This window comes from Cronobacter universalis NCTC 9529 (assembly GCF_001277175.1).
In the GTDB taxonomy this organism is placed as follows: domain Bacteria; phylum Pseudomonadota; class Gammaproteobacteria; order Enterobacterales; family Enterobacteriaceae; genus Cronobacter; species Cronobacter universalis.
Map to the genome: position 1 here is coordinate 2,041,302 of NZ_CP012257.1, position 24,092 is coordinate 2,065,393.

Below are 24,092 nucleotides of genomic sequence, written 5' to 3' on the forward strand. Positions count from 1 at the left end.
CCATGAATCGGCTATCGGCTGCTATTCAGCGGGCGGAGCTGGCAATTCCGCCCAATGTGTCACTTCTCCAATCGTTGACCAGTCATTGCCAGAATGAATGACCGGGAAATGCTTCTCTGAATGCCTTGACTGCCTGCAAGCAGCCATGCCGACTGTTTTCCCATCTGTGACCATAACGTCTGTATTCACAGGCGGCATCTGGTCGCTACATTTAATCCATTCGCTCATATCTCACCTCAGATAAGTGGCTTGCTGCCAAGTTTCATTTTCTGCCGGCCGACACAGGTCACACCCATTTCATTGCGCGGCGCGCTGTACCATTTGCGGTTAGGTTTCTGCTGCGTTACTTCCGGCTTCTTGTCGCGGAGAGCTACGAGCGAAGTGGCTCGCGATGCTCTGACGCAACCAGAGAGCTTCTGTTCGATTCGGCGAGCAAGAGAAGCGTCTTGCTGTGCCTGTTCAATCTTGGCGGCCCGGCGCGCTTTATAGCGGCTCTTGGCAGTGCCTTTTGCTTCTTTCCAGATGATGGTTGCCATGCTGACCTCCGGTTAAGTGGTTTAGGTACATGGCGCGCCAGATGCTTATCTTCTGGTTGCTTCTGCGAGCTGCAATTCGCGCCATCTCCAAAACCACCTTGGTTCTGGTCTCAACGGTTAGGTTGAGAGTTCATCGATGTTAAAGAGCGACGCCAATCTGTTCCGTTTGGCTACCAGCGTCCTGCTGATGGAAATGATAGTCACATATTGTGATTTAATGGTCAATCACAAAATGTGTAAAATAAGGATGTGACACGTTATGTGTATGATTTTTTGGTGTAAATAGTTTTCCCCGCGATGGTTTTGCTTACTTAAGTCGGGGGCAACAGCAGGATGGTGTGCTGAAAAGTTCGAAAAACGAGCGAAGTAGGTGGTGGCGAGATGGCGGGATATGGGAGTTGTATTAAGAATTATAGTAACTTAATCAAAGGCTTGCGCTGGCTGGCAGGTGCTGTCCTGATAGTGATCGGCGGGAAATAAAAAACCCGGCGCGGTGGCCGGGTTGTTTTAGAGGATGGGGGTAACAGAAATATGGATAAGCCGGATTTAGCTAGCCCAAAAGGTTTGATCAGGTAGGGTGCCTTTGGCTTGCCACTCAGTCATAACCTTACGGGCCGCCCTAGCAAAATATAATTTCCTGTTATCATCTGGCATTGAAGATATCAGCTTAAGGTCGCCTGTTTGTGAGTTAACCGCAAACTTCCCCTCACTCCCTTTTTCGCTTACAAAAGAATAGGTTACACTAGTTGGTGTCGATTTAATTTTTTTTATCCTAACCAGAATCGCCATCATATGCCTCCTCTGGGTTCCAGTGATAGCCTAGTCCAATAGCTTCATTGTGGGCTTTGACGTAATCTAATCCTTTTCTCCTCTCAAGTATAGACTCTACTTGCTCGTGCTTGAAGAAATCGATATCACTTTCAACATGGTCACCTTCGGTGAGACGACTCCATGCATTGACTATCTCTGGGTCTGGATCGAATCTTCTTTTCTCAATCAAGTCATCCACTATAAAAATGTGTTCTCTAAAGAAGACATGATCTTTTACTCGAGTCACAACTCTTGATGATTCAGAGATATTGCTGCAAATCCTATCTATGTCTTTGTGATCGTTCCTTATTTCTTCATAATGCCGCTCTGCTTCGACCCAGCTATCACTATCGTTTTGATCAAGTATGATGCGAGCCTGCTGTGATTTTAGCTTTGACTCTTCCGATAGGATTGCATCTAAGTCACTTAAATACTTATTAAAAGCATCATCATTGATCATTTTGTGATTTCAGAAAGACCTAGTTCTTCAACAATATAAGACATAGTAAAGGTATGATAATCAACAAATTCTTTAAAGCTTTTGGCGCCCATGCCGTATGGTCGAATTAGCGTGTAACAAAACATAGCAACGCCATCTTTAACAGAAAGATTTCCTGAAATAATCTGAAAGTTGATTTCATTAACCTTTTTTAATACTTCATATTCATTTAGGCCATCCTTCAATTGTAAGGTAATCATGAACAAGATGTTACCGCTGGGCATCATAGCGGCACTTGATTTAACGCCTTTTATAGTAAAAATAAGCCTATTTTCAACAACTTCATCACATTCATAACCGTTTTCTGATAAGAATTTCTTTATGTCATCAAGGGTAGTTTTTTTGTTGATGATATCCATATTTAATCCCGGAATGGCTTCGTGTGTTTATATCGGTTAATGAGAGTGAATTTTTACCCAAACGTCTCTTCAGGCCACTGCGCCTTAACTACCTTGCCTATGATGCGGCAGCTATGGTCGCAATCCAGGGTTCTGTATGCCGGGTTTAAAGGCACCAGGTAACTAACCCCTGCATCCTTCTCATACTTCTTGAACGTTGCCTCTGAATCACCATTTGCAGAGGCCACGCAGAAATCCCCAGACTCTACCGGCTCGGCCGGATCAACGAGTATCAGCATACCCTCAGGAAAGCTCGGCCTTACGCCCTGTGGCGCAGTCATAGAATGGCCTTTCACCTCAAGCCAGAAAGCTTTTTCGCTGGCTTTTGTAGTCGTTGGGACCCATGCCTTTGCATCGCTGGCTGTGTAGCTTCCCACCTCCGAAAATGGCCCGGCCTGCACTGAAGAAAATAACGGGTACTCATATTGGCGAAATACGGCGTCTGAATCCTCGCCAAACATTATTTTTGCCGGAGATACGCCAAGTGCCGCCCCAAGAACCAGCGCGTCATCCGCGCTAACCTTTCTTGTTCCTAACTCGTAGTTCCCCAGGCGTGAAGGCGCAGCCCAGCCGCAAAGCTTGGCCAATTGAGCCTGGCTAAGTCCTTTAGCTTCTCTAAGGGACTTGATCCTTTCCCCGATAATTTCATGCATCGTTTTCATCCCTTAAATGTAACACGCAACGTGATTGAACTCTGTACACGAATTGAGGTTGACTGTTAATCACAAATTGTGTGTAATGGGTGTGTGATTAATGCTAGGGAGACCGCAATGAACAAAATTGCCCAGCAGCGAAAAAAAATCGGAGTTTCGCAAGCTGTACTAGCTTCGGCAATTGGTTGGGGGCAATCCCGCATCGCCAACTATGAGCTGAATATCCGTACTCCTGGCCTTAACGATTGCCGAATGATCGTAGAAGGCCTCAGGAAGTTAGGGTGCCAATGTTCTTTGGATGATGTTTTCCCTCCATCCAGTAACAAAGCCGCCTAAGTAGTACCCGCTCTTTAACAGTTCTGGCCGCTCACCTCTAACCGGGTAAGCAAAAACCAAGTGGCAGACCCCACGGTCTGCGCACGTATCTATCTAAACAACAAAGGAAGAATACCGAATGGAACACGCAAATAAACGCAACGAGTCGTTACGCATTGAGAGCGCCTTGCTTAACAAGATCGCAATGATTGGCACAGAGAAAACAGCAGCAGCTGTCGGTGTCGATAAAGCGCAAATCAGTCGGTGGAAACGCGACTGGATACCGAAGTTCTCGATGTTACTTGCAGTGCTGGAATGGGGTGTCGTGGATGACGAGATGGCCCGCCTTGCTGAGCAGGTAGCGAAGATACTCAAAAATGAAAAAGCCCCTAAGAACGGTGAATTCTTAGAGGCTTAAGCACACTGTGTTACGCCAAGTAACAGGAGTAATTATGTCAAAAACACTCAGTCCTGACCAGGACAAATTACACAAAAACATTATTCGTGATCGCTACCTGTCCAGTTTTAAGCAGCCTGGTCGATTCCGGGCTGAGTGGGAACGGGTGAAAAAATTATTCAGAGGTAAAGGTCATGAGTAATCTCGCAACAGTAACTCAGTTAAGGCCTGTAGAGCGGCCTGCGGAGCGTCGCGTGGCAGAAATTGAAGATGGATATACCCGTCTTGCAAATGCCCTGTATGACGAGCTTATCGGCGCAGATTTAACGAAGAACCAGAGCAAGGTTGCTCATGCCATTTGTCGAAAAACATACGGCTTTGGTAAGAAAATGGACCGCATCTCCGACAGCCAATTAGCTCAACTTACCCGGCTGCCAAGACAGAAAGTCAACAAGGCCAAGAATGAGCTGATCGCAATGAAAGTTATCAAGCGTGACGGGCACTTAATCGGGCCGAACAAGGAAATCAGTGAGTGGCAAATCGAAGGGTGTCACTACTCTGGTGATAATGTCACTGCAATGGTGACAAATAGTGTCACCAAAACGGTGACAGCGCTGTCACCAAAACAGAGTCACACAAAAGAAACTATTACAAAAGAAAATAAAGAAACTACCCCCTTACCCCCTGAAGGGGGAGACGGGCAGGGCTCTAAACCTGAAAAGCGAAAAGCAAATCGCATCGACTACCAGGCATTCCTGCTGGCCTACAACGAAGAAGTCGGCGAGTTGCTACCCCACGCGGTGGCGCTGAATGATTCCCGCAAGCGCCGCCTGAAGAAATTAATCCCGCAACTGAAGACCCCGAATGCAGAAGGCTGGCGCGCTTACGTGCGGGCTTTCGTGCATCAGGCCAAGCCGTTTTACTTCGGTGAGAATGACTCTGGCTGGTCGGCGGATATCGATTACCTGCTGCGAGACTCCACCCTGACAGGTGTTCGTGAAGGCAAGTTTGCAGGCAAGGAGATGGCATGAGACAGGATATCGAGGCGAGCGTGATTGGCGGCCTGATGATTGGCGGATTGACGCCGATGGCGAGCGAGGTTCTTGCGACGCTTGAGCCGGAGTCGTTCACGATCCCGCTCTACCAGAAAGCCTTTCGCGTTATCCAGAAGCAAGCCCGCAACCGGAACCTCATCGACATGCTCATGGTGGCGGAAGAGTGTGGCGACGAGCATTTCGGCGACATCATCGAGACTGCAAAGTCGTGCCCCAGCGCGGCGAACCTGAAAGGGTACGCTGGCATGGTCGCGGACAACCATCACCGGCGGCTGGTTTTGCAGCTGATGGATGAGATGCGAGGCCCAATTCAGAGCGGCACCATCGACGCATCAGGTCAGGCAATGGACGAGCTGGTTAAGCGTCTTTCGGCAATCCGCAAGCCGCGCGACGAAGTAAGGCCTGTTCATCTGGCTGAGGTCATCAACGAATACGCCGACGTGCTGGAGAAACGGCAGTGCAACGGCGAAGAGTCTGACACGCTGAAGACCGGGATTTATGAGCTGGATGCGATCACCGGCGGCATGAACGCGCAGGACCTGGTAATTATCGCGGCTCGTCCGGGGTGCGGTAAAACAGAGCTGGCGCTGAAGATTGCCGAAGGCGTTGCAAGTCACGCAATGCCTGGCGGTGAGCGTCGCGGCGTTCTGATTTTCAGCATGGAGATGAGCAATCTCCAGATAGCAGAGCGAAGTATCGCCGGAGCCGGGATGTTGCCGGTAAACGCGCTTCGCAACCCAGCACGACTGGACGATGAAGGCTGGGCCCGAATTTCTAACGGCATTTCAGCTCTCATTGGTCTGGATGTGTGGCTGGTTGATGCGTCGAGCCTGACCATCGAGCAGATCCGCTCTATCGCAGAACGGCACAAGCAGGAACATCCAAACCTTTCGCTGATTCTGGCTGACTATCTCGGCCTGATTAAGAAGCCAAAGGCGGAGCGTAACGACCTGGCAATTGGTCACATATCGGGAAGCCTGAAGGCAATGGCAAAGGACCTGCGAACGCCGGTTATCTGCCTTAGCCAGCTTTCGCGTGATGTGGAAAAACGCCCCAACAAACGACCAAACAACTCCGACCTTCGAGACTCCGGCAGCATCGAACAGGACGCCGACTCAATCATCATGCTCTACCGCGAGGCGGTGTATGACGAGAACAGCCCTGCTGCGCCATTTGCAGAAATCATCGTCACCAAAAACCGCTTCGGCTCACTCGGCACCGTGTATCAGCGATTTGTGCATGGTCACTTCACTTCATGCGACCAGGACGAAGCCCGCCAGAAATGCACGCAGGCCGCCGCGCCTAAACAGAAGGGCCAGCGTTACGCGCTGCCTGACGTCTAACCAAACATCACAAGGATTAACCATGAGCAAGGCAACCACAACGGCGGCGCTACAGAGCGCAGCGCTGAAGGAGTTCTCTGCGCGAAATCAGCGATACTGGTCAGCTTCAAGCCTGCCGACGCGCGAGAAGGTGAAGCACCGGAAGCCGCTTAAGGCATACCGTCGCGACCGGGTTATGAACGCCATCCTGCGCCGGGATATCAACCGAAAACTGGAAGTCGCCCGCAACGAAACCATCGCCAAAATCGGAGGGAAGAAATCATGAGCACTATTAGCAATGTAACCCGTTATCGGGCAGGTCTTGATGAAGACGGCATCGTCTGTCACAGAGAGAAGGAAGATGGCAGGTGGGTTAAGTACGAGGATTACGAGCAACTTGAGAAAGAGCTTCTGGCGCTGCGCAAAGATCGGGAGAAGGTAGTCAATGGTGGCTGCGAAAAATGCGGCGGAAATGGCTCTGTCGAAATCGACCACGGCGAGATGGGAATAGAGCACATGCAATGCCCTAACTGCGTTGCAAAGCCTGTAGCAGAAACCGACAACACCGCGCAGCAGTTCGAATCGCTGGCAGGTAAGGCGTCTGTGCCGGCGGGATGGAAACTGGTGCCAATTGAGCCGACTGTTGAAATGCAGATTGCCTTTGCTGAGACATGGTTCAGCAAAGTGCGCTGCATAGATGACTGTGAGCTTGAGGATGCCTATATCGCCATGCTCGCCGCAGCGCCTGAGCCATGCAAATAACCCGTGACGACATAGACACCATAGCCGCCTACATCGGCACCCCTTACTTCCTCAGCATCGAAACACTCACTAAACAATATCTCAATTCCAGCCTGCTAATTGCTTTAGAAGCGATAAGCCGCGCGAGGTATTGAGCGGAGCAATCCCATGAAAACGATACGAGCAAAAATTCTCGCCATCATGCAGGCAGGGAAGGTCATGACCACGACCGAAATAGCTGACCGGACAGGAAATACGTTAGAGGCTGTGCGCAGCGTACTCAATCGAATGAAGCGCGACGGAGAGCTTACCGGAACAAGTCAGAACCCCAAGCGCTGGCGTCTGGTCGATTCCGTTAACCACAGAGCCGAGCTAATCCGCTGCGTGAAAGAGTTCGGCGCGCTCACTGCAATTCAGGCCAGCGAAATTACCGGCCTTTCTCCGGTGTATTGCATCAACACCATGCGGGTGCTGGAGATGAACGGCGAGCTGACACGGAAGTATGTCCACACCGAGCTATCAGATGGCCGCAAGACACGCTGCTACGAGTATTACCCGGCACCTGAGCGCAAGCCAATTAACCAAGCTGCGGCGATAAGCCCGTTTGCAAAACTCATCACCTCACGAATCGGAGCCTGATATGAGCGTCCTGATGACTGGATTTACCGGCGCAATGTTTCTTATTGGCGCTATCGCAATGCGAGATGGGCTGATGTTCACCAACGCCTGTGTATTCATTTGCTGTTCGTTGTTGCTGGCCAAAGAGGAGAAGCGCCGTGGATAAGAGCAGAGAGCAGTTTGAGGCTCGGGTAAAAAGTGAAACAGGATTGAATCTTGACCGGACTAACTACGCGCTCTCAGAGGTGGGTGAACAGCAATATATCGACCATGACACCAATCTTGCATGGTGGGCATGGCAGGCATCCCGCGCGGCGGTTGAGATTGAGTTGCCGCCAACAACAGAAGTACACCCACTCGGACCAAGCACGGCGAAAATGTTTTGTGAGCTGCATAAAAACACTGTCGCAGAATGTGCCAATTCCATCCGCGCCGCAGGTCTGAAAATTAAGGGGGAGTGATGAGTGCATCAGTTTTTGTCGTAAGCATCCGGGGCTTTGAGGGTGAAATGGAATCAGTGGCTGCATTCACCACATATAAAAAAGCGAATAAATATCTGAAGAGCAAAGGAATAACTTCATGGGCAATTGAAGAGCTTAAACTTGACGAGGAATGCCATGAGGAAACAAACGTTTGAAATCCGCACTCCGCTAGTCCAGCAAAACGCCATCCGTACCATCCAGCAGCTTTACCCCGACCCCGAAAGACCTCTCATCGTGACCATTCAGGAAAAGACGCGCTCAGTAGAGCAGAACAAGCGTCTTTGGGCCACGCTGCGCGATGTGTCTGAACAGGTCGTCTGGCATGGCATGAGGCTCGATAGCGAAGACTGGAAGCACATCTTCACGGCAGCGCTTAAGGGGCAGCGCTCAGCGCCAGGCATCAACGGCGGCTTTGTCGTGCTCGGGCAGTCGACCAGCAAGATGCGCGTAAGCGAATTCAGCGAGCTTCTGGAGCTGATTTACGCATTCGGTGCAGAGAGAGGCGTCCGGTGGAGCGAGGACGCTCAGGAAGCAATTGAGTGGGCCAAACGAACAGGAAGAAGGGTGGCGGCATGAAGCGATGTTACAGATGCGGTGAGCTGAAAGACGATTATCTTTTCCGCCCTGGACAGCCTTACTGGTTTCAGTGGTGTATCCGGTGCGAGCGCTCTCCGATTGGTCAGTTTCCGCTACCTCAGACTCAGGAGGACGTATGGCGCGACAGCGACGAAGTATCACCGACATAGTCTGCGAAAACTGTATCTACCGCGTTACCCACCGAAAGAAACGAAAGCCAGAAGTATCTCCATCCGAAATACCTTCATTCCATTACACCGCGCACCTAACCGACATCCGTTGGTTGCGTAGTCGCGCCAGGAGGAAAAATGTCATCTGAATACGAGTACGCAGAGCGCTTTGCTGATTTGATGGAAGATATGCAGGGCGATGGCGTGGACGCGATGAACATCCTGATGAATTACCTCATGGGCTTCGTTGAGCAGATGAGCGAGGGCGAAGAAGACAAAGGGCTCATCTGGCAACTGGAAGACAAAGAGCTGGTTATCACCATTGAGCCAGTCGACGGCACAAACACAGCGAGGCTGCACTGATGGACTATTCACAGTTAAGTGATGATGAAATTAATAACATGGTAGGGCGCGTAGTTTCACAGAGATTTCGCACCGACTACTGCAACGACCCCGGCGCCGCATGGCCGATTATTCGAGGTAACAGGATTGGGATAATTCCAGCCCCTTGCGCTGGCGAATGGAAGGCTGCTCATCGTGATGTTGGTGACGATGGAACTCCTCGCCATTTTACCCGACATATCAACCCACTCCGCGCCGCCATGATTGTCTTCCTCATGATGCAGGAAAGCCAACATGCTTAACCCCATCCAAACCCAAGCCTACGAGCAGCAGAGCATAGCCAGAGCTCTCTGCGCAGGATGCAGCAAGCAACTGGAGCCGGATGAAACCTACGCATGCGGCGAGTGCATCAACGAATGGCTTGTGTATCGAGACCCGAACGGAGATATCGCAAATGACGATATTCAGGAGCAATAAATGGCTTCAGGCAGTCAGGGAAATAGATTGCTGCGTTATGTGTGGTCGGTATGGAGTTCAGGCTGCACATCGAAACGAAGGGAAGGGAATCGGCCTCAAGGTCGACGACAGCTTAACAGCGGCGCTTTGTCCGTCATGTCATGAGCGAATCGACAACGGCAAAGACCTCAGCCGGGAAGAAAGGCGATCTGAAATGGACCGCGCTATCGTCCTGACGCTGCAAAAGCTAACGCGAGAAGGGAGGGTAACGGTGCGATGAATCAATACCGAATAGTCCTGCCCTGGCCGCCTTCCAATAATCGGTATTGGAGGCACTCAAGAGGAATCCACTACATCAGCGATTGGGGTAAGCGATACCGACGAGAAGTAATCGAAATCATTCAGCAGCACAAGTTAGACATCAAGATCCAACCCCGCATCAGAATCACCATCCACGCAGCACCCCCCGATAACCGCAAACGCGATTTGGACAATCTACCCAAAGCCGTTTTTGACGCACTCACAAGTGCGGGCTTCTGGCTGGATGACGGTCAGGTAGACGATATGCGCATCAAGCGCTGTCAGGCGGTTAAAGGCGGAATGCTCGTTTTGGTGGTGACTGAGCTGGGCGGCAAATTACCCGATATAGCCGAAATTATGGAGGCAGCATGATTATCGTTCAGACAGTTCCTCGCTTACTTCAGGAATGTAACGGATGCCTCAGCGAGGTAGCCCGTAAGCTTTCATGCCACCGCGATACTGTCAGGAAGTACATCGGTGACACTAACGCTCAGCGTCACGCAGTCATTAATGGCGTGCTGATGACCAGCGCCCGCTCGCATGAGGAGGCATCATCGTGACCACAGTAACCAGTATCGCATTAGCGCAGCAGCGCCAGAAGGACAAGGAAATGCTTGAGGCTGTTGAGTGGCAGCTTAACAACGTTCACGAGACGGAGAAGCGCCTGATGGAAATGCGCCGGGAGCTGGTAAATCGGCTCGGCATCAATAAGCCAGATGGAGGCGATGCAGCATGAACCTGGAAAACGCACTGAAATACCACTTCGCTAAATCGACCATGATAAGTGATTCCCCGAGAGCCACGGCATCAGACGCATTGACCGGCACTGATATCATGGCAGCTCAGGGAATGGTGCAGAATCGCGCGCAGATGGGCTTTGCGGCATTTATGGGGAAAATGGGTGTCAGCAGCAATGACCGTGAGAAAGCTATTGAACTGCTGACCCTGTATGCAATTGAGCGCTGCGATAAGGTTGCCGCCTTACGCAAGCTCGAATGTGATATTAAGCCAAAGGTAATGCAAGCGCTCGCAACTTACGCCTTTGAGGACTACTCACGCAACGCCGGGAGCACCCGGCAGTGTGAATGCTGCAATGGCGCTGGCTTCATACATGCTGAAGTCGTGACTATGAAGCATATCGGCAGGCCGAATCTGGCGGCGAGGAGGGAGCAGGTGAAAGTGCTGTGCCAGAAGTGCAAAGGGAAGGGCGTAGTCTCGACAGCATGCTCTGACTGTAAAGGGCGTGGAAAGGCGATCAACCAGGAGGAAACAGAAAAGCAGGGCGTTCCTGTGATATCTGACTGCAAACGCTGCGGCGGCGTCGGCTACCCTCGACTGCCGTCTACCGAGGCCTTTGCTGCGGTATGCCAGATTACTGATGCCATCTCACTCGATACGTGGAAGAAGTCAGTTAAACCTTTCTACGACGCTCTTATCATCAAGTTTGAGGTGGAAGAATCGTGGGCTGACGCACAGTTACGAGAAGTCACCAGGTAGAAACCGAAAATAGCGCATTAATTTGTCGTGCGCTATTTACTTTTCCCGAACCTGCGGATATGATTTCTAACAGTGGAAGTTGCGCACGTTGTTAAGCGCTCAAAGAAACATGAAGCCCCTGAGTTTATCGCTCCGGGGCTTTTGTTTTATTGGTCAGATTCTTTCAGGTGCTTCGCCAGCATGTTGAGTGCTGTAGTCACAACATGAGATTGCGGCGCTCCCATCTGGTCTGACAGTTGCTCCAGTAGCGCGATGGTGTCAGTGTGAAGCTTAATGCCTTTAACCTTCATCCCGCGCTTCTCATCGCTACGCTTCTGAATGTCTGATATTGACTGTGCCATGCTCCAACCTTATATTTTGAGTTATGGGTTGGAGGGGATTTCTCCCCTCCGCCTGACTGTCTTAGTAAGCTGGCCAGCTAATCACTAAGAGAACAATCAGGATGATGATTAACTTCATCATAACCCGTTCCTCACTAGCCCCTGCTTCGGTAGGGGCTTTCCCGTTTCAGCGTCTTGCTGATGAAATAAATTATAGGTTAACCTATATCATCAGGCAAGCACTATTTTGCTAAAACCAGCAAATAATCAAATTATTAGGCTCGCTTCGGCGGGCCTTTTTCGTATTAGGCCACAGGCAATCAATCACAGATGAACCCTCGCATCCGATGCCTCGCTGGCCTTTCCTGACACTACCCACAGCACCCGCTTTAACGCGAGGTGAGAGATATGAAAATGCCCTACAAAAGCGATCCGAATATCTGGTCCATCCTCATCGCTTTCGGCATGACCCTTGTTGGCGCTATAGCCAGTTACTCCTTCAAAGTTCTCAACGGAGAATCCTTTAGTTGGAGGACAATGTGCCTTCAGCTAATTGTGTCGATATTCGCTGGTTTAATCATGACCATGATCGCCATCCACTATAACTGGCCGCAAGAGGTGATGGGCGGCGTGTGTGGAATGGCTGGCTGGTCTGGTTCCTCCCTGATTAAAGCGCTTGAGAATCGTTTTCTGAACAAAGCATCAGGCAAAGAGGTATCCAATGACTAAAGACCAGTTCATGCGAGCTGCGGGCATCAGTAGCTCGCTGGCTGAGAAGTGGTATCCGCACATCGTCGAAGCCATGAACACCTACGGCATCGACACACCAAAACGCCAGGCTCACTTCATTGGGCAAATCGGCACCGAGTCGGGCGGCTTCCAGTCTGTGCAGGAGTCGCTGAACTACAGCGTCGCCGGTCTGGCGATATTCGGCTCTCGTTTAACAGCTGCCCAACGCGAACAGTTAGGTCGCAAGCCCGGCGAAAAGGCTTTATCCCCTGAACGACAGGCAGCTATTGCCAACATCGTCTACGGCGGCCGATTCGGCAATAACCTGAATGGCGACGGATGGAAGTATCGCGGTCGCGGCCTGAAACAAATCACCTTCAAAGCCAACTACGAAGAGTGCGGCAAAGCGCTTGGGCTCAATCTGGTCGACTCGCCGGGCCTGTTACTACAGGACAAATACGCAGCTCTCTCTGCCGGATGGTTCTGGAAAGCAAACGGCTGTAACCAGTTTGCTGATGCTGGCGACGTGAACGGTCTGACCCGGCGCATTAACGGCGGCCTTAATGGCTTGCAGGACCGCATCGACAGGACGAAGCGAGCGGAAGGAGTTTTGTTATGAGTTTCACGACTATCAAAAACCTGATCCCGTTCGTGTTCGCCCTCATCATCATCGGATTCATTGCAAAGCTTGGCGCTGATAATCGCCAGCTGCGCATTGAAAACAGCTCTCTGGTGAAAGACAACCGCGAACTGAACGGTAAGAACGCTGACCTGGCGAACACGCTGCAAAATCTGGCTGACAAAGTCGGCGAGATGAACCAGCTCGTTGATGCAGAGTCACGCCGTCGCGCAGCAGCAGAAATGAAGTCACAACGGCTTCAGGAGGAAGTGAAGAGTGCGCTCAAAGACAACAAGTGCTCTGTCGAGCTTATTCCTGATTCTGTTATTGACCAGATGCGCCGACAAGCCGACGCAATACGAGGTGTTGAAAGCACCGACGCTACCGATACCGGCAAACCTTCTCGTTGACTGCGTTATCCCTGAAATACAAAGCAACATGACTTTCGGGGATAGCGTACAGCTCAACATCCTGTTGCTCGATTCACTGGACGCCTGTAACGGGCAGATTCGAACGATCAGAAAGATAGAAAGTAAACGAGCCTCGCAATAGCGGGGCTTTTTTATGCGCTTCACACGCGCAAACAATAGTCCGAGCCTTTCGGAATATATAAATAAGGTGTTGATTAACTCTCTTAAGGAAAATAATTCATGATGAAAATTGTTAAAGCCTCAATCGTAGCTGTTTCTGTGATCGCATCTTTTTCAGCTATGGCTGACTGGCAGCCTTATAAAACCGTTGTATTGGATGGTTATACTAATACAATTCCCGGGGGTAGTGTTTACAGTGAAACAAGTGTGCCTTCAGGCGTTTATCGCTTCCGTATTGACCCGGCTTCAGCTGGAGTTGACTTTGCCACTGGCCAAGCGGGAAATACGAAATCTAAATCCGCTGTACTAATGACCTATGATCGTACGACCACCACAGATAAAACCGCTGCTGTGAGTTATTATGGTTTGAATAATGACGGTCTTAAAGCTTCATCTCAGATGCATGCCTTTCCACAAGGAGGCGCGTTTAACCTATTCTTAGAAGACTGGGTACGGCAGGATGATTCTGGCTCTGTGAGCGTCATCATCGAAAAATGGAAGGATTAATTTCCAAGTAGAATAATTTTGAAAGTAAGCACTCTATATCGTCAGTGGATTATATAGGGTGCTTTTTTATTGTTGGTATCAGTTACAGGAATTAGCTTTTATCAAGCTTAAGGGTATTTGCACACAAAAATAACTGGTGGGTAAGTAATTGTTTAGATTGAAAGAAAATATGCCGTATGTCTGCCAATCCAGAAATATGGTCTGTTTGGAGTGCGAAGATGGCAGACTGATTCGCCGCCTTATTACTACCAAAGTTACCATCACAAGGCGCATTCACGGATGCGCTTCAGGACTACATCAGGCAGCAGTGCCTGAAATAAGTCGCCTGAAATATTGATAGGTCCATTTAGTAGCGGACTGGATTGCGTTTGCTACGAGCATTACTACGACACCACTGACGATTTGATCAAGCATGAAGCCCCCTTGTTTGGTTTAGTTGTTAAAGGGGTGCCAATTCAATTGCCATCCCTTGCTTACTAATCCTTAGTGAAGCTTACCGAGATTCATTACAGATACATCAGCAGCACAACCCCTTCGCGCGTCGCAGCGCATAACATTCCCGAGTCTTTCAGAAAGCTGAGCCTGAGAACTGCCGTATATGGTGGCGACCATCTCGGGGCGGCTTTTCTGTGCGAACAGGCTCAACTTTCTAAAAGGTAATCGCTATGCAATTAGTTGAAATCAAGAAACTCGACCTTGTCACTAACACTGATGCCATCGCCAAAGGCGTTGGTCGAGACCATGACACCATCATCAAGCTGGTTGACCGTAACAAAAGTGACATTGAGGAATTTGGAAGGGTCGGATTTGAAATCCGTACCTTGGAAACTAATGGCGGCAAGCAAAAGCAAAGGGTGGCGCTGTTAAACGAACAACAAACCACGCTGCTAATCACCTACATGCGAAACAACGAAGTTGTCCGGGCATTCAAGAAACGCCTGGTCTCTGAATTCTTCGCGATGCGTGGAGAGTTGGCTAAGAAGAAGATGGACCGCAACGCCGCGCGCCTTGAATACAAACCTATGACCGACGCTATTAAGCATGAGCGCGAATCTCAGGGTAAGCAGATCGCGCCTCATCACTTCAGTAACGAAGCCGACCTGATTAACCGCATCGCTCTTGGCATGACCTCTGCTAAGTTTCGAGTGCATCACGAAATAGGCAAGAAAGAGCCTATTCGGGATTACCTGACGCCAGAGCAGATTCACTGCATCACCGAATTACAGCGAGCAAACACGGTATTCATCACCATGGGATGGGATTTTGAGCAAAGGAAGGCGAGTTTGACCGGCCTGTTTGAGCGCAATCATCGCCAGCCTCTGATTGAAGAGCAGCACAAGCTGGCAGCCTAAGAAGAGGTGAGAGCCTCTTTCACAACGGCTTTCATCACAAGGCGCATTTGCGAGTGCGCCTGATGATATGGCCTGATTAAGCACAGCCTTATCGCGAGACAAGCGGTTTTTACGATCTCATTTATGGATGGGCTGATGGCTATAAAAGCCGCAATATAAATTTCTGACGTCATGAATCCTCCTGTGGATGTTAATCGGACGCTTTGTTGCTCCTATAGTCCGCCCTAATTACTTAATGACGAATGGAGGAGAGCATGACAGACACCTACCGCATCACAGTCAAAACCAAAACTGGCGAGACGCATGAAGGTCTGATGAACCGATCTCAGCCAGAGATTATCAACGGCTTCATCGGCATCGCTCGCGAAGACGGCTCATGGGTATACCTGGCACCTGATGAGGTACTCAACATGGAGTACGTACTTGCTCAAAGCGACATTCTGCATAATGAGAAAATCTGAAAGAATGCCCTTATGGATAATATCAAGGGCACTTGATGACTTAGGAGGAAGGTATATAGGGTGCAAGAAGTGGCAGAAATGGTGCAACAATGGACACATGTTGAGCTGTGACCTCTATAAATCTTAAATAGGATTTTTTGAAATCCTTACCTTTGTAATTATTTCTCATTTGTTCGATAGTTTTTGAAATTTTAACAAAATCATCGACAGGCACCTTCGATTTCATCTCCTGCTCAATAGTGTCGATAGTTTTATGAAAATTCTCATCGTTGGTAAAAGAAGAATCACTGAAGTTGTTGTTGTTGCTATTGTTAAGGCTGACTCCCACATCGAAGTTTTTAACTTTCATGCCTGAAAAGTCATTACCATGGCTGTCTTCCATCACAATTGCACAGCTTTTACTGCTATCTAAGATCGATCTTGAATTACTCATAGGACCATCCTTTACTCAACCATAACATTTTCGTGTAGTTAAAAGGTATTTATGGCACTCACCGACAAACAAGAAATGTTCTGTCGCGAGTACCTCATCGATTTGAACGCTACGCAAGCGGCTATTCGGGCGGGGTACAGCGAAAAGACCGCCAATGAACAAGGCTCGCAAAACTTAGCGAAACTTAACATCCAGTCCAGAATCTCCGAACTTAAAGCAGAACGCAATGATCGGGTCGAGGTTGATGCTGATTATGTGCTGAAACGCTTGTTTGATATCGACCAGATGGACGTCGCTGACATCCTACTGGCTAACGGGGAAATCAAGCCGATTAAGGACTGGCCGAAGGTATGGCGCACAACACTTTCTGGAATTGACGTCATAGAGATGGCTGCCGCCGATAGTGCTGCCTTATTGAAGAAGATTAAGTGGCCTGACAAGGTTAAGAACCTTGAGCTTCTCGGCAAGCACATTAGCGTGATGGCTTTCAAAGAGCAGGCGGCGCATGAGCATACAGGCAAGAACGGCGGACCGATTGAAGTTGCCGCATTAACGAAAGACGAATACAAAGCTGCCCGGCGGGAGATGTTGGAGGATGACGACTGCTGAGCAAAAGAACTATGCGCGCCGGATAGAGTGCGAAGAGGACGGGCTTTACTTTGCCCGCTACTTCTTCAAACAGCGAACTGGCGGCAAGATGATAGTTGCACCTCATCACAAGGTTATTCAGCAAACGCTGGATAGAGTGATAGATGGCGAGATTAACCGGCTTGTCATCAACGTTCCACCTGGGTACACGAAAACAGAGCTGGCAACCATCAACATGATGGGGCGTGGGCTAGCGCTGAATAAGCGGGCCCGGTTCATGCACCTGTCCTACTCGCACAACCTCGCGCTTCTGAACTCATCCACTGCCCGCAGCATGATTAAGTCGCAAGCCTACCAGGCGATGTGGCCGATGGAGCTGCGCGACGATGCTGACAGTAAGGCGATGTGGTGGACTGAGTATGGCGGCGGTGTGTATGCCTCATCGTCAGCAGGGCAGGTAACGGGTTTCCGTGCCGGGCATATGGAGCCAGGCTGGCAGGGCGCGCTGATTATCGATGACCCGGTTAAACCCGATGACGCCTATTCAGAGACTGTTCGTGACGGCGTAAACAGCCGCTTCAACGAGACGATTAAATCGCGTCTGGCTATCGAAACCACGCCGATGATAGTCATCATGCAGCGCATCCACTACCACGACCTGAGCGGGTATCTGTTGCGAGGTGGTAGTGGTGAGATGTGGCACCACCTGAATCTGCCGGTAATCATCGACAACAGCCGATCCTATCTGGAGCAGTACCCTGACAACAGTCACGCCATACCGATTGAGCACGGTTTGCCTGATGGCTGGCTCTGGCCTTTCAAGCACAACGAGAGCCATCGCACAGCGCTGTTCTCTCATCGCCGTACAGCCGAAGCGCAGTACATGCAGAACCCTCGCAGGTTCAACGCAGAGGGCGCGCTGTGGACAGAGCAGATGATTGCAGCAGCACGCGCTCTGAACATCACCGAGCAGCTATCCAGAACGGTTATTGCTATCGACCCGCAAGCCACCAACAGCGAAGAGAGCGATGAAACGGGGATTGTGGCCGCAAGCTCATACGGTGCTGGAGATAAGCGACAGTACTCAGCCGATGGTGACTACAGCGGCAAATATTCCCCTAACGGTTGGGCAACGCGTGCAATGGACGCTTACAAACAGCATGACGCCGATGCGATTGTGATTGAAACCAACCAGGGCGGTGACATGGCAGAGGACACGCTCCGCAATGCCGGGTTCAAAGACCGAATCATCCGTGTCCATGCGAGCAAGGGTAAGTTCGCGCGAGCCGAGCCAATATCAGCGCTGTATGCACAGGGCCGCGTCGCCCACCGCGGCAATCTCTATCAACTGGAAAACCAGCAAATGGAGTACGTGCCAACCACCTCCAAAAAATCACCCGACCGCCTCGATGCGCTGGTATGGGCGATGACCGAATTAAGCGGCCAGGCTAAAGGCGCAATCTTCTTCTAAGGAGTTCATCAGTGAGTGAACAACAAGGCGAGGTTTCATTCCTCGTGAACGCCCTTGCTGATGCGATAGGGCGGCAACGAATGCTGTACGCCCACGGGCAGAACGGGAACACCAAGCGCACAAAGCTGTGGGACGAGTTCGGATATCCGAGCGAGGTACGTTTCGACCAGTACTATCGCGCTTATGAACGTAATGCTGTTGCTCATGCAGCGGTGCATAAGCTTCTGGACTCGTGCTGGGTCGATAATCCGACCATCATCGACGGCGAAGAGAAGGATGAATCTGGCGAGACCACCGAATGGGAGCGCACCGTTCAAAAGCTTCTCAAACGCCATTGGGCGAAGCTGAAAGACGCCGACCGCCGCAATCTCGTGGGGCGCTATTCGGCCCTGTTAATTCAAGTTAAGGATGGCCGCGAATGGAAAGACCCGATCAACGCCGACTACATCAGGTCTCTCGGCACCGAGCGCCTGAAGGCAGTGGTTAAGCTTATCCCGGCATGGGAAGCGCAGATTAAGCCAGGCAATTTCGACACAGATACAATGTCGGAAACGTACGGCCAGCCTGTGATGTACAACTTCAACGAGCAGCCAGTCGGTGATGATGGCACTTATGGTCAGGTGCGTAGCGTTCAGGTTCACCCGAGCCGCGTAATTATCCTCTGTGAAGGCGCAGAAGACGAGAATATGCTCTCCGGCATCCCGCTCTTGCGCGCCGGGTACAACAAGCTTCTCGACATTGAGAAAACATCGGGTGGTAGTGCTGAAGGATTCCTGAAGAATGCCAGTCGCCAGCTTAGCATTGCATTTGGTGAATCCACGCAGATGGAGAACATTGCTCGCATGGCAGTGGAGGCGGGATATAAAGACCTCGGCGAAGCGATGAATGACAAGATGATGAAGCTTAATAGCGGTACTGATTCAGCGCTGGTCACTCAATCTGGAACAACGTCTGTGCTGTCGGTTGCTACCGCCGACCCGACACCTACATGGAATGTGGCTGCTAATGAGTTCTCCGCGACGATTCAGTGTCCGTTCACCATTCTCTTTGGCCAGCAGACCGGTCGTCTTGCTTCAGATGAGGACAAGACGGACTGGGCCAAGCGCTGCAATGGTCGTCGCTGGGGCTTCATGTCTGACTTCATCACCCGCGTCATTGAGCGCTTCTGGGAGATTGGCGTCATCGACCCACCGAAGTCTGGCGAGGTTACGCTCGCATGGTCTGACCTACTCGCGCCGAGTGAGAAAGAGAAGATCGCAAATATGCAGGCGATGGCAGCCGTGGCTAAAGACACTCAGCAGGCATACGGCACTCCAGCGATTACTGAGAATGAAATCCGTGCTGTCGGTGAGCTTGAGCCAATCAGTGAACCAGAGGAGCCTGCCGGCACCGCGACTACAGACCCGCTGACAGGTGACCCAATTGAACAACCGACAACGACCGGGCAGCCCGATAATTCCGCGCAATAAAGCCGACCCCACGCAGTCATACCGACCGGTTAACCGGATGTTCCGGGATATCGAGAACCGTTATTACCAGATAAAGATGGCACTGAAGCAGTTGCTCGATGGGTATCTGGTTGGCAGAGAGCGCAGTGGCAATTCGCTGTACGGCTATATCCTGGCGAGGGAAGGTAGTAAGCCGGACACGCTCTACCAGGTGAATGCGGGAACTTTCATCTACGATATGTCGCCACAGCAACTGTCTGACCTGCTAGTGCGCATAGAAACGATTCTGGACGATTATCTCCTGGAGGGTGGGAGTAACAACCTTTGGGCGCTCCAGTACGTTTCTGATGAGTATCAGCGCGGTACATTGCAGGCGTTCACCAATCTTTCGGCGCAGTCGGCTGTCTACGAGCAGTCAACGACGCTTCAGCAGTTGCTAAGCAGTCCGGCGTATCAAAACCAGGTTGCAGCGGCCTATATCTCCACTTACAGCGAATGGCGCGGGATAAGTGATGCCGCCCGTGCTGACCTGTCGAACATCGTAGCTGATGCGATAGGCCGTGGCGTTAACCCGCGCGAGACGGCAAGCCTGATTAGCAAGCGCCTCGATGTTTCGATGAGCCGAGCCAAAACAATAGCGCAGACGGAGCAGGTTGGTGCGTTAAGGCAGGCTCAATGGTCAGAAGCAGAATGGTCGAAGGAGCGTCTGGGCCTTAACACAGCGCTGCTGTGGATATCGGCTCTGAAATCGACGACACGCCCCTGGCACGCTGCACGACACGGTAAGACTTTCACCACGGAAGAAGTAGAGGCTTTCTACGCGCAAAATGGCAACCGTTGGAATTGCTATTGCAGCCAGATTCCGGTGCTGCTGGATGATGATGGACACATTTTTAATGAAGGTCTGGCGGATAAGTTGGCAAGTGAAAGAAAGAAATGGCAACCTGCAAGCTAGGTGGTAGCTATTTTTCACTGTAATGGAGATGAAAATGGAAGAGCTGGATCTAGAAATTCGTAAGATTCTAACCCGGGCCGAATACGAAGGAAATATAGGGTCTTCGTCGACAGGTAATCTAATTCTGGAAGCAATTAAGCGGCATTACCATGACCCAGCCGTGGCTGCAGCTGCCAAGGATCGGATTGAAGCCCTGAAAAAGCAGCCAGGCGTCTCCTTCCCGGCTAATTACGAAGAATTACTTGCTAACTAAATGAACACATAATCTAAGGTCGCCACGGCGGCCTTTTTTATTGCCTGAAATCCACCAATGAGGCTGCTATGTGGCAATTAGCTTATGACCTTAATTTCCCGATTCGAGGCTGGGTTTACTCAAAGCGTATAGAGATGCGGTGGGACAATGGAAACATTGAGAATGTGTGCTTATGCCACTTCTTTCCTGCCAAACCAACCAAGAAGCAACTCCGCAAGGCGCGCAAAAACAAAATTCATTAAGAGGAAGCAACGTGAAGCTATCCAGCATCCACGTTAAATCCCTCGCCATCAACTCTTCAAACATCTCAACTGAAACCATCGACGGTGACGAGCATATCGTCATTCGTGGCGTCGTGCCTGTCGTGGATGACGTTGTCATGAATGGCGGGTTGTATCCGGCTGAGGAGATTAACAAGAGCTTTAAAACGCTCGAAGGCAATCCCATGCCTTTCGGGCATCCGAAGATTGGCAACGAGCACGTCAGCGCCACTAACCCTCGAGCGGTTAACCAGTTTCACGTGGGCGCATGGGCTGAGAATGTCCGCAAAGACGGCGATCGCGTCGTTATGGACATGAAGGTCAACAAGCGTATCGCTCAGTCCAGCGAGAAGGGTAAGCGCCTCATCGAGCGTCTTGATGAGCTTCAGGCCAACTCAAACGCTGAGCCGATCCACGTATCTACCGGGCTCCTGCTGCGTCGCGAGCAGAACAGCGGCAAGTCGAAGGGTAAGAGCTACTCATGGGTCGCTCGCAATATGCAGTTCGACCATGTGGCAATCCTTCTTGATGAGCGGGGAGCCGCAACCCCTGAAGAAGGCGTCGGCATCTTCGTTAACGCGGACAACTCCCAACAGGAAGTAAGCGTAGAAAACGCAGACCTCGCGCAGGCATCGAACTGCACGAGGGAAGGCCTGCTTAACAAGACCAAATTCTTCTTTACCAACGCATCAAATTTCTCATTCGACGATATCCAGCGGGCTATTAGCGACAAGCTCCGTGAGGGTCGTGACAACGATGATTGGGTATGGCCGGAAAGCGTATGGCCGGACTCCTTCGTTTATCGGGATGCAGATAAATATTTCAAACAGAAGTACCTCATCGACGATGACGGCAAGGCTCAATTCGTCGGCGAACCTGTAGAAGTCGTGCGCAAACCACCTGAGTACGAAATTAAAACCAACGGAGAAAGAGATCCGATGAAAGACATGATTATCAATGCGCTGAAAGCCGCTGGTAAGCCGACAGAAGGCAAATCAGAAGCTGAGCTGCTGGATGCGTTCAACCAGATGGCTGTTGAGAAAGCGGCTTCTAAAGGTGGGACGCCGGAAGAAAAGGCTGCTCGCGAGAAGAAAGAGGCCGAAGAAAAGGCCGCCAAAGACAAAGCCACCAATAGCGAAGAAGCACCGGCATGGTTTAAGCCGTTTGCCGACAAGCTGAGCTCTATCGAATCCGGCCTGACCGCTAACGCCGACCAGGAAAAAGCGACTAAGCGCGAAGCGGTGAAAGCTAAGTTCAAGCTCGACGACATGGCCGTCAACGCCCTCGACGGCGCAGCTCTGGATGGCCTGTATGCACAGTGCGCTACCACTCGCAGCCTGTCCGGCGCATTCAACCATTCCACCGATAAACCCTTCTCTGAGATGCCGGAGTAATAAAAATGGCTAAAGACGGTAAACACGTAATTCACGCGGGTGGCGTATTCCCGAACCCGCTTCTGAACCGCGAAGGCGGGGCAGCCGCAGCGACTCAGCCGGGCACCATCGGCGTATTCACCAACGGCAAATTCACCGCATCCACCAACGGCGGCGAAAGCGCTGTGCTGTATGTGGCGAACTATGACTATCTGCGCTGCATGGGCGTCGATGACGTCATTCCTGCTAACGAGCTGGTCGTCGGCATTCAGTTACTGCCAGGCATGTTCCTGAACGTCCGCGCTGCTGCTGGCACTTATAACAAAGGCCAGGCACTGGCTATCTCTAATGGTCGCGTCACTTCCGGCGGCACTGCATCCGCAGTCCTGTTCGTGGAAGAAGACAAAGCGACAACTGTTGCTGCAGGCGACCTGCTGCGCGTAGTGGTCAAGTAAGGAGACCGATTAATGTTTGTATATTCCAAATCACTTGGCGAGAAGACTGGCAACCTGGAAGTAAACCAGGCTCAGTTCCGCGCGCTGCAGGCCGAACGTAACGCTACCGCCCAGGCGGTTGCTGATTTTCTGTCTCGCACCCAATGGCGTGGCGCTGCTGAAGATACTCCGACGCTGAACGCCGTTAACGCGGTTGATGATATCCGTCGCCTGTACCGTGCGTACGATACCACCGTGACACAGCAGTTCGAACCCAACACGCAGTTCACTCTGCTGAACGACCTGATGCCGCTTTCCCGCTCTGTACGTATCGAGCAATCCCGTTACGACTACGCCCGCACCGGCGGTCGTGGTTGGGCACACACATCAATGTCCGGCCAGATTGGCGCAGCACTCGATGCTCGCGTCTATACCTTCGACGGCACGATGGTTCCGATCCACGATTCCGGCTTCAAGTTCACCTGGCGTGACCCAATCTTCAACAGCCCGTCGGCGCTTCAGTCTCAGGCTGACGCTCAGCGCGGCTCCGTGGAAGATGTTCAGCGTCAGTACGTTGATTACATGTGGGACGGCTACCGCGACGCGGCTGGTAACTACGCAGTATTCGACGGCCTGACCTGGAAAGGCTTCCGCGCTGATGAGCGTGTCGCTCAGGTGACGCTGAACGTAAACATGGCGACCAGCACCGACCCGAAAGCCATGCGCGCCGAATCAATCCGTCTGCGCGATGTGCTGAAGCTTGGCAACTACCAGTACGGCCAGCAGACCTGGTACGTTTCCTCTGAAATCGTCTCCAACTGGGAGCAGTATTACAGCGACAACTTCCAGTCCCGCACCGTGCTGCAGGAACTCCTGACCCTGACCGGCATCGCGGCCATTAAAGAAGACGCGAAGCTGCAGGGGAACGAAATCCTGATTGTTCCGCTGCAGGCTGGCGTAGTTGCTCCGATTGTAGGCCAGGCCATCGGCACCGTTGCCGACCCGCGTCCGTTCTACAACAGCGATTACATCTGGCGCACCTGGGGTGCAATGGGCCTGATGGTCAAAACCGACATCAACGGTCACTACTCCGTGGTTCACGCCACCGGCGAAGCGACCAGCTAAGGAAGCG

46 protein-coding genes are annotated in these 24,092 nt (G+C 51.3%); 37 read left to right on the forward strand and 9 right to left on the reverse strand.

All coding sequences use genetic code 11. From position 1 onward, the window contains the following. Positions 1-21 precede the first annotated feature (21 nt). The 6 genes from AFK65_RS22415 to AFK65_RS09375 all read right to left on the reverse strand — a co-directional run bounded on the left by AFK65_RS22415 (position 22) and on the right by AFK65_RS09375 (position 2,905). On the reverse strand, positions 22-228 hold the full coding sequence (locus tag AFK65_RS22415; protein ID WP_071602519.1) for a DUF551 domain-containing protein: 207 nt from the start codon (positions 226-228) through the stop codon (positions 22-24). A gap of 8 nt (positions 229-236) precedes the next feature. After that, positions 237-536, reverse strand: a complete 300-nt coding sequence (locus AFK65_RS09355) for a hypothetical protein (RefSeq protein WP_032804363.1) — start codon at positions 534-536, stop codon at positions 237-239. Between the two features lie 546 nt (positions 537-1,082). Beyond that, positions 1,083-1,328, reverse strand: a complete 246-nt coding sequence (locus tag AFK65_RS09360; RefSeq protein WP_133051356.1) for a hypothetical protein — start codon at positions 1,326-1,328, stop codon at positions 1,083-1,085. Further along, positions 1,309-1,806, reverse strand: a complete 498-nt coding sequence (locus AFK65_RS09365) for a hypothetical protein (RefSeq protein WP_050555777.1) — start codon at positions 1,804-1,806, stop codon at positions 1,309-1,311. Before AFK65_RS09365 ends, AFK65_RS09360 begins: the two co-directional genes overlap by 20 nt. After that, the gene (locus AFK65_RS09370; RefSeq protein WP_007706464.1) at positions 1,803-2,204 is read right to left on the reverse strand and encodes a type III secretion system chaperone family protein; all 402 of its coding nucleotides are present in this window, start codon (positions 2,202-2,204) and stop codon (positions 1,803-1,805) included. The genes AFK65_RS09365 and AFK65_RS09370 overlap by 4 nt, the downstream gene beginning before the upstream one ends. Before the next feature lie 53 nt (positions 2,205-2,257). Then, a complete protein-coding gene (locus AFK65_RS09375; RefSeq protein ID WP_001299796.1) occupies positions 2,258-2,905 on the reverse strand; it encodes a LexA family protein in 648 nt (215 codons plus the stop codon). A 108-nt stretch (positions 2,906-3,013) separates the two neighbouring features. Between AFK65_RS09375 and AFK65_RS20955 the strand changes: the two genes are divergently transcribed. The 21 genes from AFK65_RS20955 to AFK65_RS09450 all read left to right on the forward strand — a co-directional run bounded on the left by AFK65_RS20955 (position 3,014) and on the right by AFK65_RS09450 (position 11,167). After that, entirely contained in the window at positions 3,014-3,232 is a 219-nt protein-coding gene (locus AFK65_RS20955; protein WP_001033078.1) for a helix-turn-helix transcriptional regulator, read from the forward strand. Between the two features lie 118 nt (positions 3,233-3,350). Then, positions 3,351-3,629, forward strand: a complete 279-nt coding sequence (locus AFK65_RS09380; protein ID WP_007706465.1) for a lambda phage CII family protein — start codon at positions 3,351-3,353, stop codon at positions 3,627-3,629. Positions 3,630-3,663: 34 nt separating this feature from the next. After that, positions 3,664-3,810 carry a DUF2740 family protein gene (locus tag AFK65_RS21780; protein ID WP_085958994.1) on the forward strand — a complete coding sequence of 49 codons (147 nt, stop codon included), beginning with the start codon at positions 3,664-3,666 and terminating at the stop codon, positions 3,808-3,810. Next, positions 3,803-4,639 carry a replication protein gene (locus AFK65_RS09385; protein WP_038857252.1) on the forward strand — a complete coding sequence of 279 codons (837 nt, stop codon included), beginning with the start codon at positions 3,803-3,805 and terminating at the stop codon, positions 4,637-4,639. Before AFK65_RS21780 ends, AFK65_RS09385 begins: the two co-directional genes overlap by 8 nt. After that, positions 4,636-6,006: a replicative DNA helicase gene (locus AFK65_RS09390; RefSeq protein ID WP_007706472.1), complete on the forward strand. Its 1,371-nt coding sequence runs from the start codon at positions 4,636-4,638 to the stop codon at positions 6,004-6,006. Before AFK65_RS09385 ends, AFK65_RS09390 begins: the two co-directional genes overlap by 4 nt. Before the next feature lie 22 nt (positions 6,007-6,028). Further along, positions 6,029-6,271, forward strand: coding sequence for a DUF7301 family protein (locus AFK65_RS09395; RefSeq protein WP_007706475.1), 243 nt, complete (start codon positions 6,029-6,031; stop codon positions 6,269-6,271). Beyond that, the gene (locus AFK65_RS09400) at positions 6,268-6,747 is read left to right on the forward strand and encodes a hypothetical protein (protein WP_007706484.1); all 480 of its coding nucleotides are present in this window, start codon (positions 6,268-6,270) and stop codon (positions 6,745-6,747) included. The genes AFK65_RS09395 and AFK65_RS09400 overlap by 4 nt, the downstream gene beginning before the upstream one ends. A 147-nt stretch (positions 6,748-6,894) precedes the next feature. Further along, positions 6,895-7,365 (forward strand): winged helix-turn-helix domain-containing protein, encoded by a 471-nt coding sequence (locus AFK65_RS09405; protein ID WP_226993378.1) that lies wholly within the window; start codon positions 6,895-6,897, stop codon positions 7,363-7,365. 137 nt (positions 7,366-7,502) lie between these two features. Next, positions 7,503-7,805 (forward strand): hypothetical protein, encoded by a 303-nt coding sequence (locus AFK65_RS09410; protein ID WP_032804378.1) that lies wholly within the window; start codon positions 7,503-7,505, stop codon positions 7,803-7,805. Beyond that, complete coding sequence (locus AFK65_RS22010) at positions 7,805-7,981, forward strand: hypothetical protein (RefSeq protein ID WP_155886423.1); 177 nt, start codon at positions 7,805-7,807, stop codon at positions 7,979-7,981. Before AFK65_RS09410 ends, AFK65_RS22010 begins: the two co-directional genes overlap by 1 nt. Continuing rightward, complete coding sequence (locus AFK65_RS09415) at positions 7,962-8,402, forward strand: recombination protein NinB (RefSeq protein WP_007706489.1); 441 nt, start codon at positions 7,962-7,964, stop codon at positions 8,400-8,402. Before AFK65_RS22010 ends, AFK65_RS09415 begins: the two co-directional genes overlap by 20 nt. Further along, positions 8,399-8,572 (forward strand): protein NinD, encoded by a 174-nt coding sequence (gene ninD, locus AFK65_RS20960; protein WP_032805264.1) that lies wholly within the window; start codon positions 8,399-8,401, stop codon positions 8,570-8,572. The genes AFK65_RS09415 and ninD overlap by 4 nt, the downstream gene beginning before the upstream one ends. Further along, positions 8,539-8,721: a NinE family protein gene (locus tag AFK65_RS20965; RefSeq protein WP_032804379.1), complete on the forward strand. Its 183-nt coding sequence runs from the start codon at positions 8,539-8,541 to the stop codon at positions 8,719-8,721. Before ninD ends, AFK65_RS20965 begins: the two co-directional genes overlap by 34 nt. Further along, the gene (locus AFK65_RS09420; protein ID WP_007706493.1) at positions 8,711-8,935 is read left to right on the forward strand and encodes a hypothetical protein; all 225 of its coding nucleotides are present in this window, start codon (positions 8,711-8,713) and stop codon (positions 8,933-8,935) included. The genes AFK65_RS20965 and AFK65_RS09420 overlap by 11 nt, the downstream gene beginning before the upstream one ends. Continuing rightward, positions 8,935-9,216: a phage protein NinX family protein gene (locus AFK65_RS20970; protein WP_032804380.1), complete on the forward strand. Its 282-nt coding sequence runs from the start codon at positions 8,935-8,937 to the stop codon at positions 9,214-9,216. The genes AFK65_RS09420 and AFK65_RS20970 overlap by 1 nt, the downstream gene beginning before the upstream one ends. After that, positions 9,209-9,391 carry a protein NinF gene (locus AFK65_RS09430; RefSeq protein WP_032804381.1) on the forward strand — a complete coding sequence of 61 codons (183 nt, stop codon included), beginning with the start codon at positions 9,209-9,211 and terminating at the stop codon, positions 9,389-9,391. Before AFK65_RS20970 ends, AFK65_RS09430 begins: the two co-directional genes overlap by 8 nt. Then, positions 9,369-9,650, forward strand: coding sequence for a hypothetical protein (locus AFK65_RS22225; protein ID WP_032804382.1), 282 nt, complete (start codon positions 9,369-9,371; stop codon positions 9,648-9,650). The genes AFK65_RS09430 and AFK65_RS22225 overlap by 23 nt, the downstream gene beginning before the upstream one ends. Beyond that, entirely contained in the window at positions 9,647-10,042 is a 396-nt protein-coding gene (gene rusA / locus AFK65_RS09435; protein ID WP_032804383.1) for a crossover junction endodeoxyribonuclease RusA, read from the forward strand. Before AFK65_RS22225 ends, rusA begins: the two co-directional genes overlap by 4 nt. Next, positions 10,039-10,230: a hypothetical protein gene (locus AFK65_RS09440; protein WP_044599888.1), complete on the forward strand. Its 192-nt coding sequence runs from the start codon at positions 10,039-10,041 to the stop codon at positions 10,228-10,230. The genes rusA and AFK65_RS09440 overlap by 4 nt, the downstream gene beginning before the upstream one ends. Then, a complete protein-coding gene (locus AFK65_RS09445) occupies positions 10,227-10,406 on the forward strand; it encodes a hypothetical protein (RefSeq protein WP_032804384.1) in 180 nt (59 codons plus the stop codon). Before AFK65_RS09440 ends, AFK65_RS09445 begins: the two co-directional genes overlap by 4 nt. After that, complete coding sequence (locus tag AFK65_RS09450; RefSeq protein WP_032804385.1) at positions 10,403-11,167, forward strand: antitermination protein; 765 nt, start codon at positions 10,403-10,405, stop codon at positions 11,165-11,167. The genes AFK65_RS09445 and AFK65_RS09450 overlap by 4 nt, the downstream gene beginning before the upstream one ends. A gap of 146 nt (positions 11,168-11,313) precedes the next feature. Here the strand turns inward: AFK65_RS09450 and AFK65_RS09455 are convergent, their stop codons facing one another. Both AFK65_RS09455 and AFK65_RS22420 read right to left on the reverse strand, forming a co-directional pair. Next, positions 11,314-11,508, reverse strand: coding sequence for a hypothetical protein (locus tag AFK65_RS09455; protein ID WP_032804386.1), 195 nt, complete (start codon positions 11,506-11,508; stop codon positions 11,314-11,316). Positions 11,509-11,569: 61 nt separating this feature from the next. Then, the gene (locus AFK65_RS22420; RefSeq protein ID WP_105874763.1) at positions 11,570-11,629 is read right to left on the reverse strand and encodes a type I toxin-antitoxin system Ibs family toxin; all 60 of its coding nucleotides are present in this window, start codon (positions 11,627-11,629) and stop codon (positions 11,570-11,572) included. A gap of 266 nt (positions 11,630-11,895) precedes the next feature. On the opposite strand from AFK65_RS22420, the gene AFK65_RS09460 reads away from it, so the two are divergent. The 7 genes from AFK65_RS09460 to AFK65_RS09485 all read left to right on the forward strand — a co-directional run bounded on the left by AFK65_RS09460 (position 11,896) and on the right by AFK65_RS09485 (position 15,745). Next, entirely contained in the window at positions 11,896-12,216 is a 321-nt protein-coding gene (locus tag AFK65_RS09460) for a phage holin family protein (RefSeq protein WP_012815662.1), read from the forward strand. Beyond that, entirely contained in the window at positions 12,209-12,835 is a 627-nt protein-coding gene (locus tag AFK65_RS09465; protein WP_007706509.1) for a glycoside hydrolase family 19 protein, read from the forward strand. The genes AFK65_RS09460 and AFK65_RS09465 overlap by 8 nt, the downstream gene beginning before the upstream one ends. Then, positions 12,832-13,245: a DUF2570 domain-containing protein gene (locus AFK65_RS09470; RefSeq protein WP_007706518.1), complete on the forward strand. Its 414-nt coding sequence runs from the start codon at positions 12,832-12,834 to the stop codon at positions 13,243-13,245. Before AFK65_RS09465 ends, AFK65_RS09470 begins: the two co-directional genes overlap by 4 nt. After that, entirely contained in the window at positions 13,199-13,387 is a 189-nt protein-coding gene (gene lysC / locus AFK65_RS22480) for an Rz1-like lysis system protein LysC (RefSeq protein WP_420888509.1), read from the forward strand. Before AFK65_RS09470 ends, lysC begins: the two co-directional genes overlap by 47 nt. Positions 13,388-13,485: 98 nt before the next feature. Then, on the forward strand, positions 13,486-13,932 hold the full coding sequence (locus AFK65_RS09475; protein ID WP_032804387.1) for a hypothetical protein: 447 nt from the start codon (positions 13,486-13,488) through the stop codon (positions 13,930-13,932). A 665-nt stretch (positions 13,933-14,597) separates the two neighbouring features. After that, positions 14,598-15,284 carry a Rha family transcriptional regulator gene (locus tag AFK65_RS09480; protein ID WP_007706523.1) on the forward strand — a complete coding sequence of 229 codons (687 nt, stop codon included), beginning with the start codon at positions 14,598-14,600 and terminating at the stop codon, positions 15,282-15,284. Positions 15,285-15,538: 254 nt separating this feature from the next. After that, positions 15,539-15,745: a hypothetical protein gene (locus tag AFK65_RS09485; protein ID WP_007706527.1), complete on the forward strand. Its 207-nt coding sequence runs from the start codon at positions 15,539-15,541 to the stop codon at positions 15,743-15,745. A 40-nt stretch (positions 15,746-15,785) separates the two neighbouring features. On the opposite strand, the gene AFK65_RS09490 is transcribed toward AFK65_RS09485, so the two are convergent. Continuing rightward, a complete protein-coding gene (locus AFK65_RS09490; RefSeq protein ID WP_032804388.1) occupies positions 15,786-16,178 on the reverse strand; it encodes a hypothetical protein in 393 nt (130 codons plus the stop codon). 51 nt (positions 16,179-16,229) lie between these two features. Here AFK65_RS09490 and AFK65_RS09495 point away from each other — a divergent pair, with 51 nt between their 5' ends. From AFK65_RS09495 to AFK65_RS09530, 9 genes are all read left to right on the forward strand, one after another. Continuing rightward, a complete protein-coding gene (locus AFK65_RS09495) occupies positions 16,230-16,787 on the forward strand; it encodes a terminase small subunit (RefSeq protein ID WP_007706533.1) in 558 nt (185 codons plus the stop codon). Next, complete coding sequence (locus tag AFK65_RS09500; protein ID WP_032804389.1) at positions 16,774-18,237, forward strand: phage terminase large subunit family protein; 1,464 nt, start codon at positions 16,774-16,776, stop codon at positions 18,235-18,237. Before AFK65_RS09495 ends, AFK65_RS09500 begins: the two co-directional genes overlap by 14 nt. An 11-nt stretch (positions 18,238-18,248) precedes the next feature. Next, a complete protein-coding gene (locus AFK65_RS09505; protein WP_007706535.1) occupies positions 18,249-19,706 on the forward strand; it encodes a DUF1073 domain-containing protein in 1,458 nt (485 codons plus the stop codon). After that, complete coding sequence (locus AFK65_RS09510; RefSeq protein ID WP_007706545.1) at positions 19,660-20,640, forward strand: phage minor head protein; 981 nt, start codon at positions 19,660-19,662, stop codon at positions 20,638-20,640. Before AFK65_RS09505 ends, AFK65_RS09510 begins: the two co-directional genes overlap by 47 nt. A gap of 34 nt (positions 20,641-20,674) precedes the next feature. Continuing rightward, on the forward strand, positions 20,675-20,893 hold the full coding sequence (locus AFK65_RS09515; RefSeq protein ID WP_032804391.1) for a hypothetical protein: 219 nt from the start codon (positions 20,675-20,677) through the stop codon (positions 20,891-20,893). 134 nt (positions 20,894-21,027) lie between these two features. Beyond that, the gene (locus AFK65_RS22485; protein WP_420888537.1) at positions 21,028-21,135 is read left to right on the forward strand and encodes a DUF7279 family protein; all 108 of its coding nucleotides are present in this window, start codon (positions 21,028-21,030) and stop codon (positions 21,133-21,135) included. A gap of 11 nt (positions 21,136-21,146) precedes the next feature. After that, entirely contained in the window at positions 21,147-22,547 is a 1,401-nt protein-coding gene (locus AFK65_RS09520; RefSeq protein ID WP_007706549.1) for a DUF2213 domain-containing protein, read from the forward strand. 5 nt (positions 22,548-22,552) lie between these two features. After that, positions 22,553-22,981: a hypothetical protein gene (locus AFK65_RS09525; RefSeq protein ID WP_007706555.1), complete on the forward strand. Its 429-nt coding sequence runs from the start codon at positions 22,553-22,555 to the stop codon at positions 22,979-22,981. A 12-nt stretch (positions 22,982-22,993) separates the two neighbouring features. Beyond that, positions 22,994-24,085 (forward strand): major capsid protein, encoded by a 1,092-nt coding sequence (locus tag AFK65_RS09530; RefSeq protein ID WP_007706557.1) that lies wholly within the window; start codon positions 22,994-22,996, stop codon positions 24,083-24,085. Positions 24,086-24,092 lie beyond the last annotated feature (7 nt).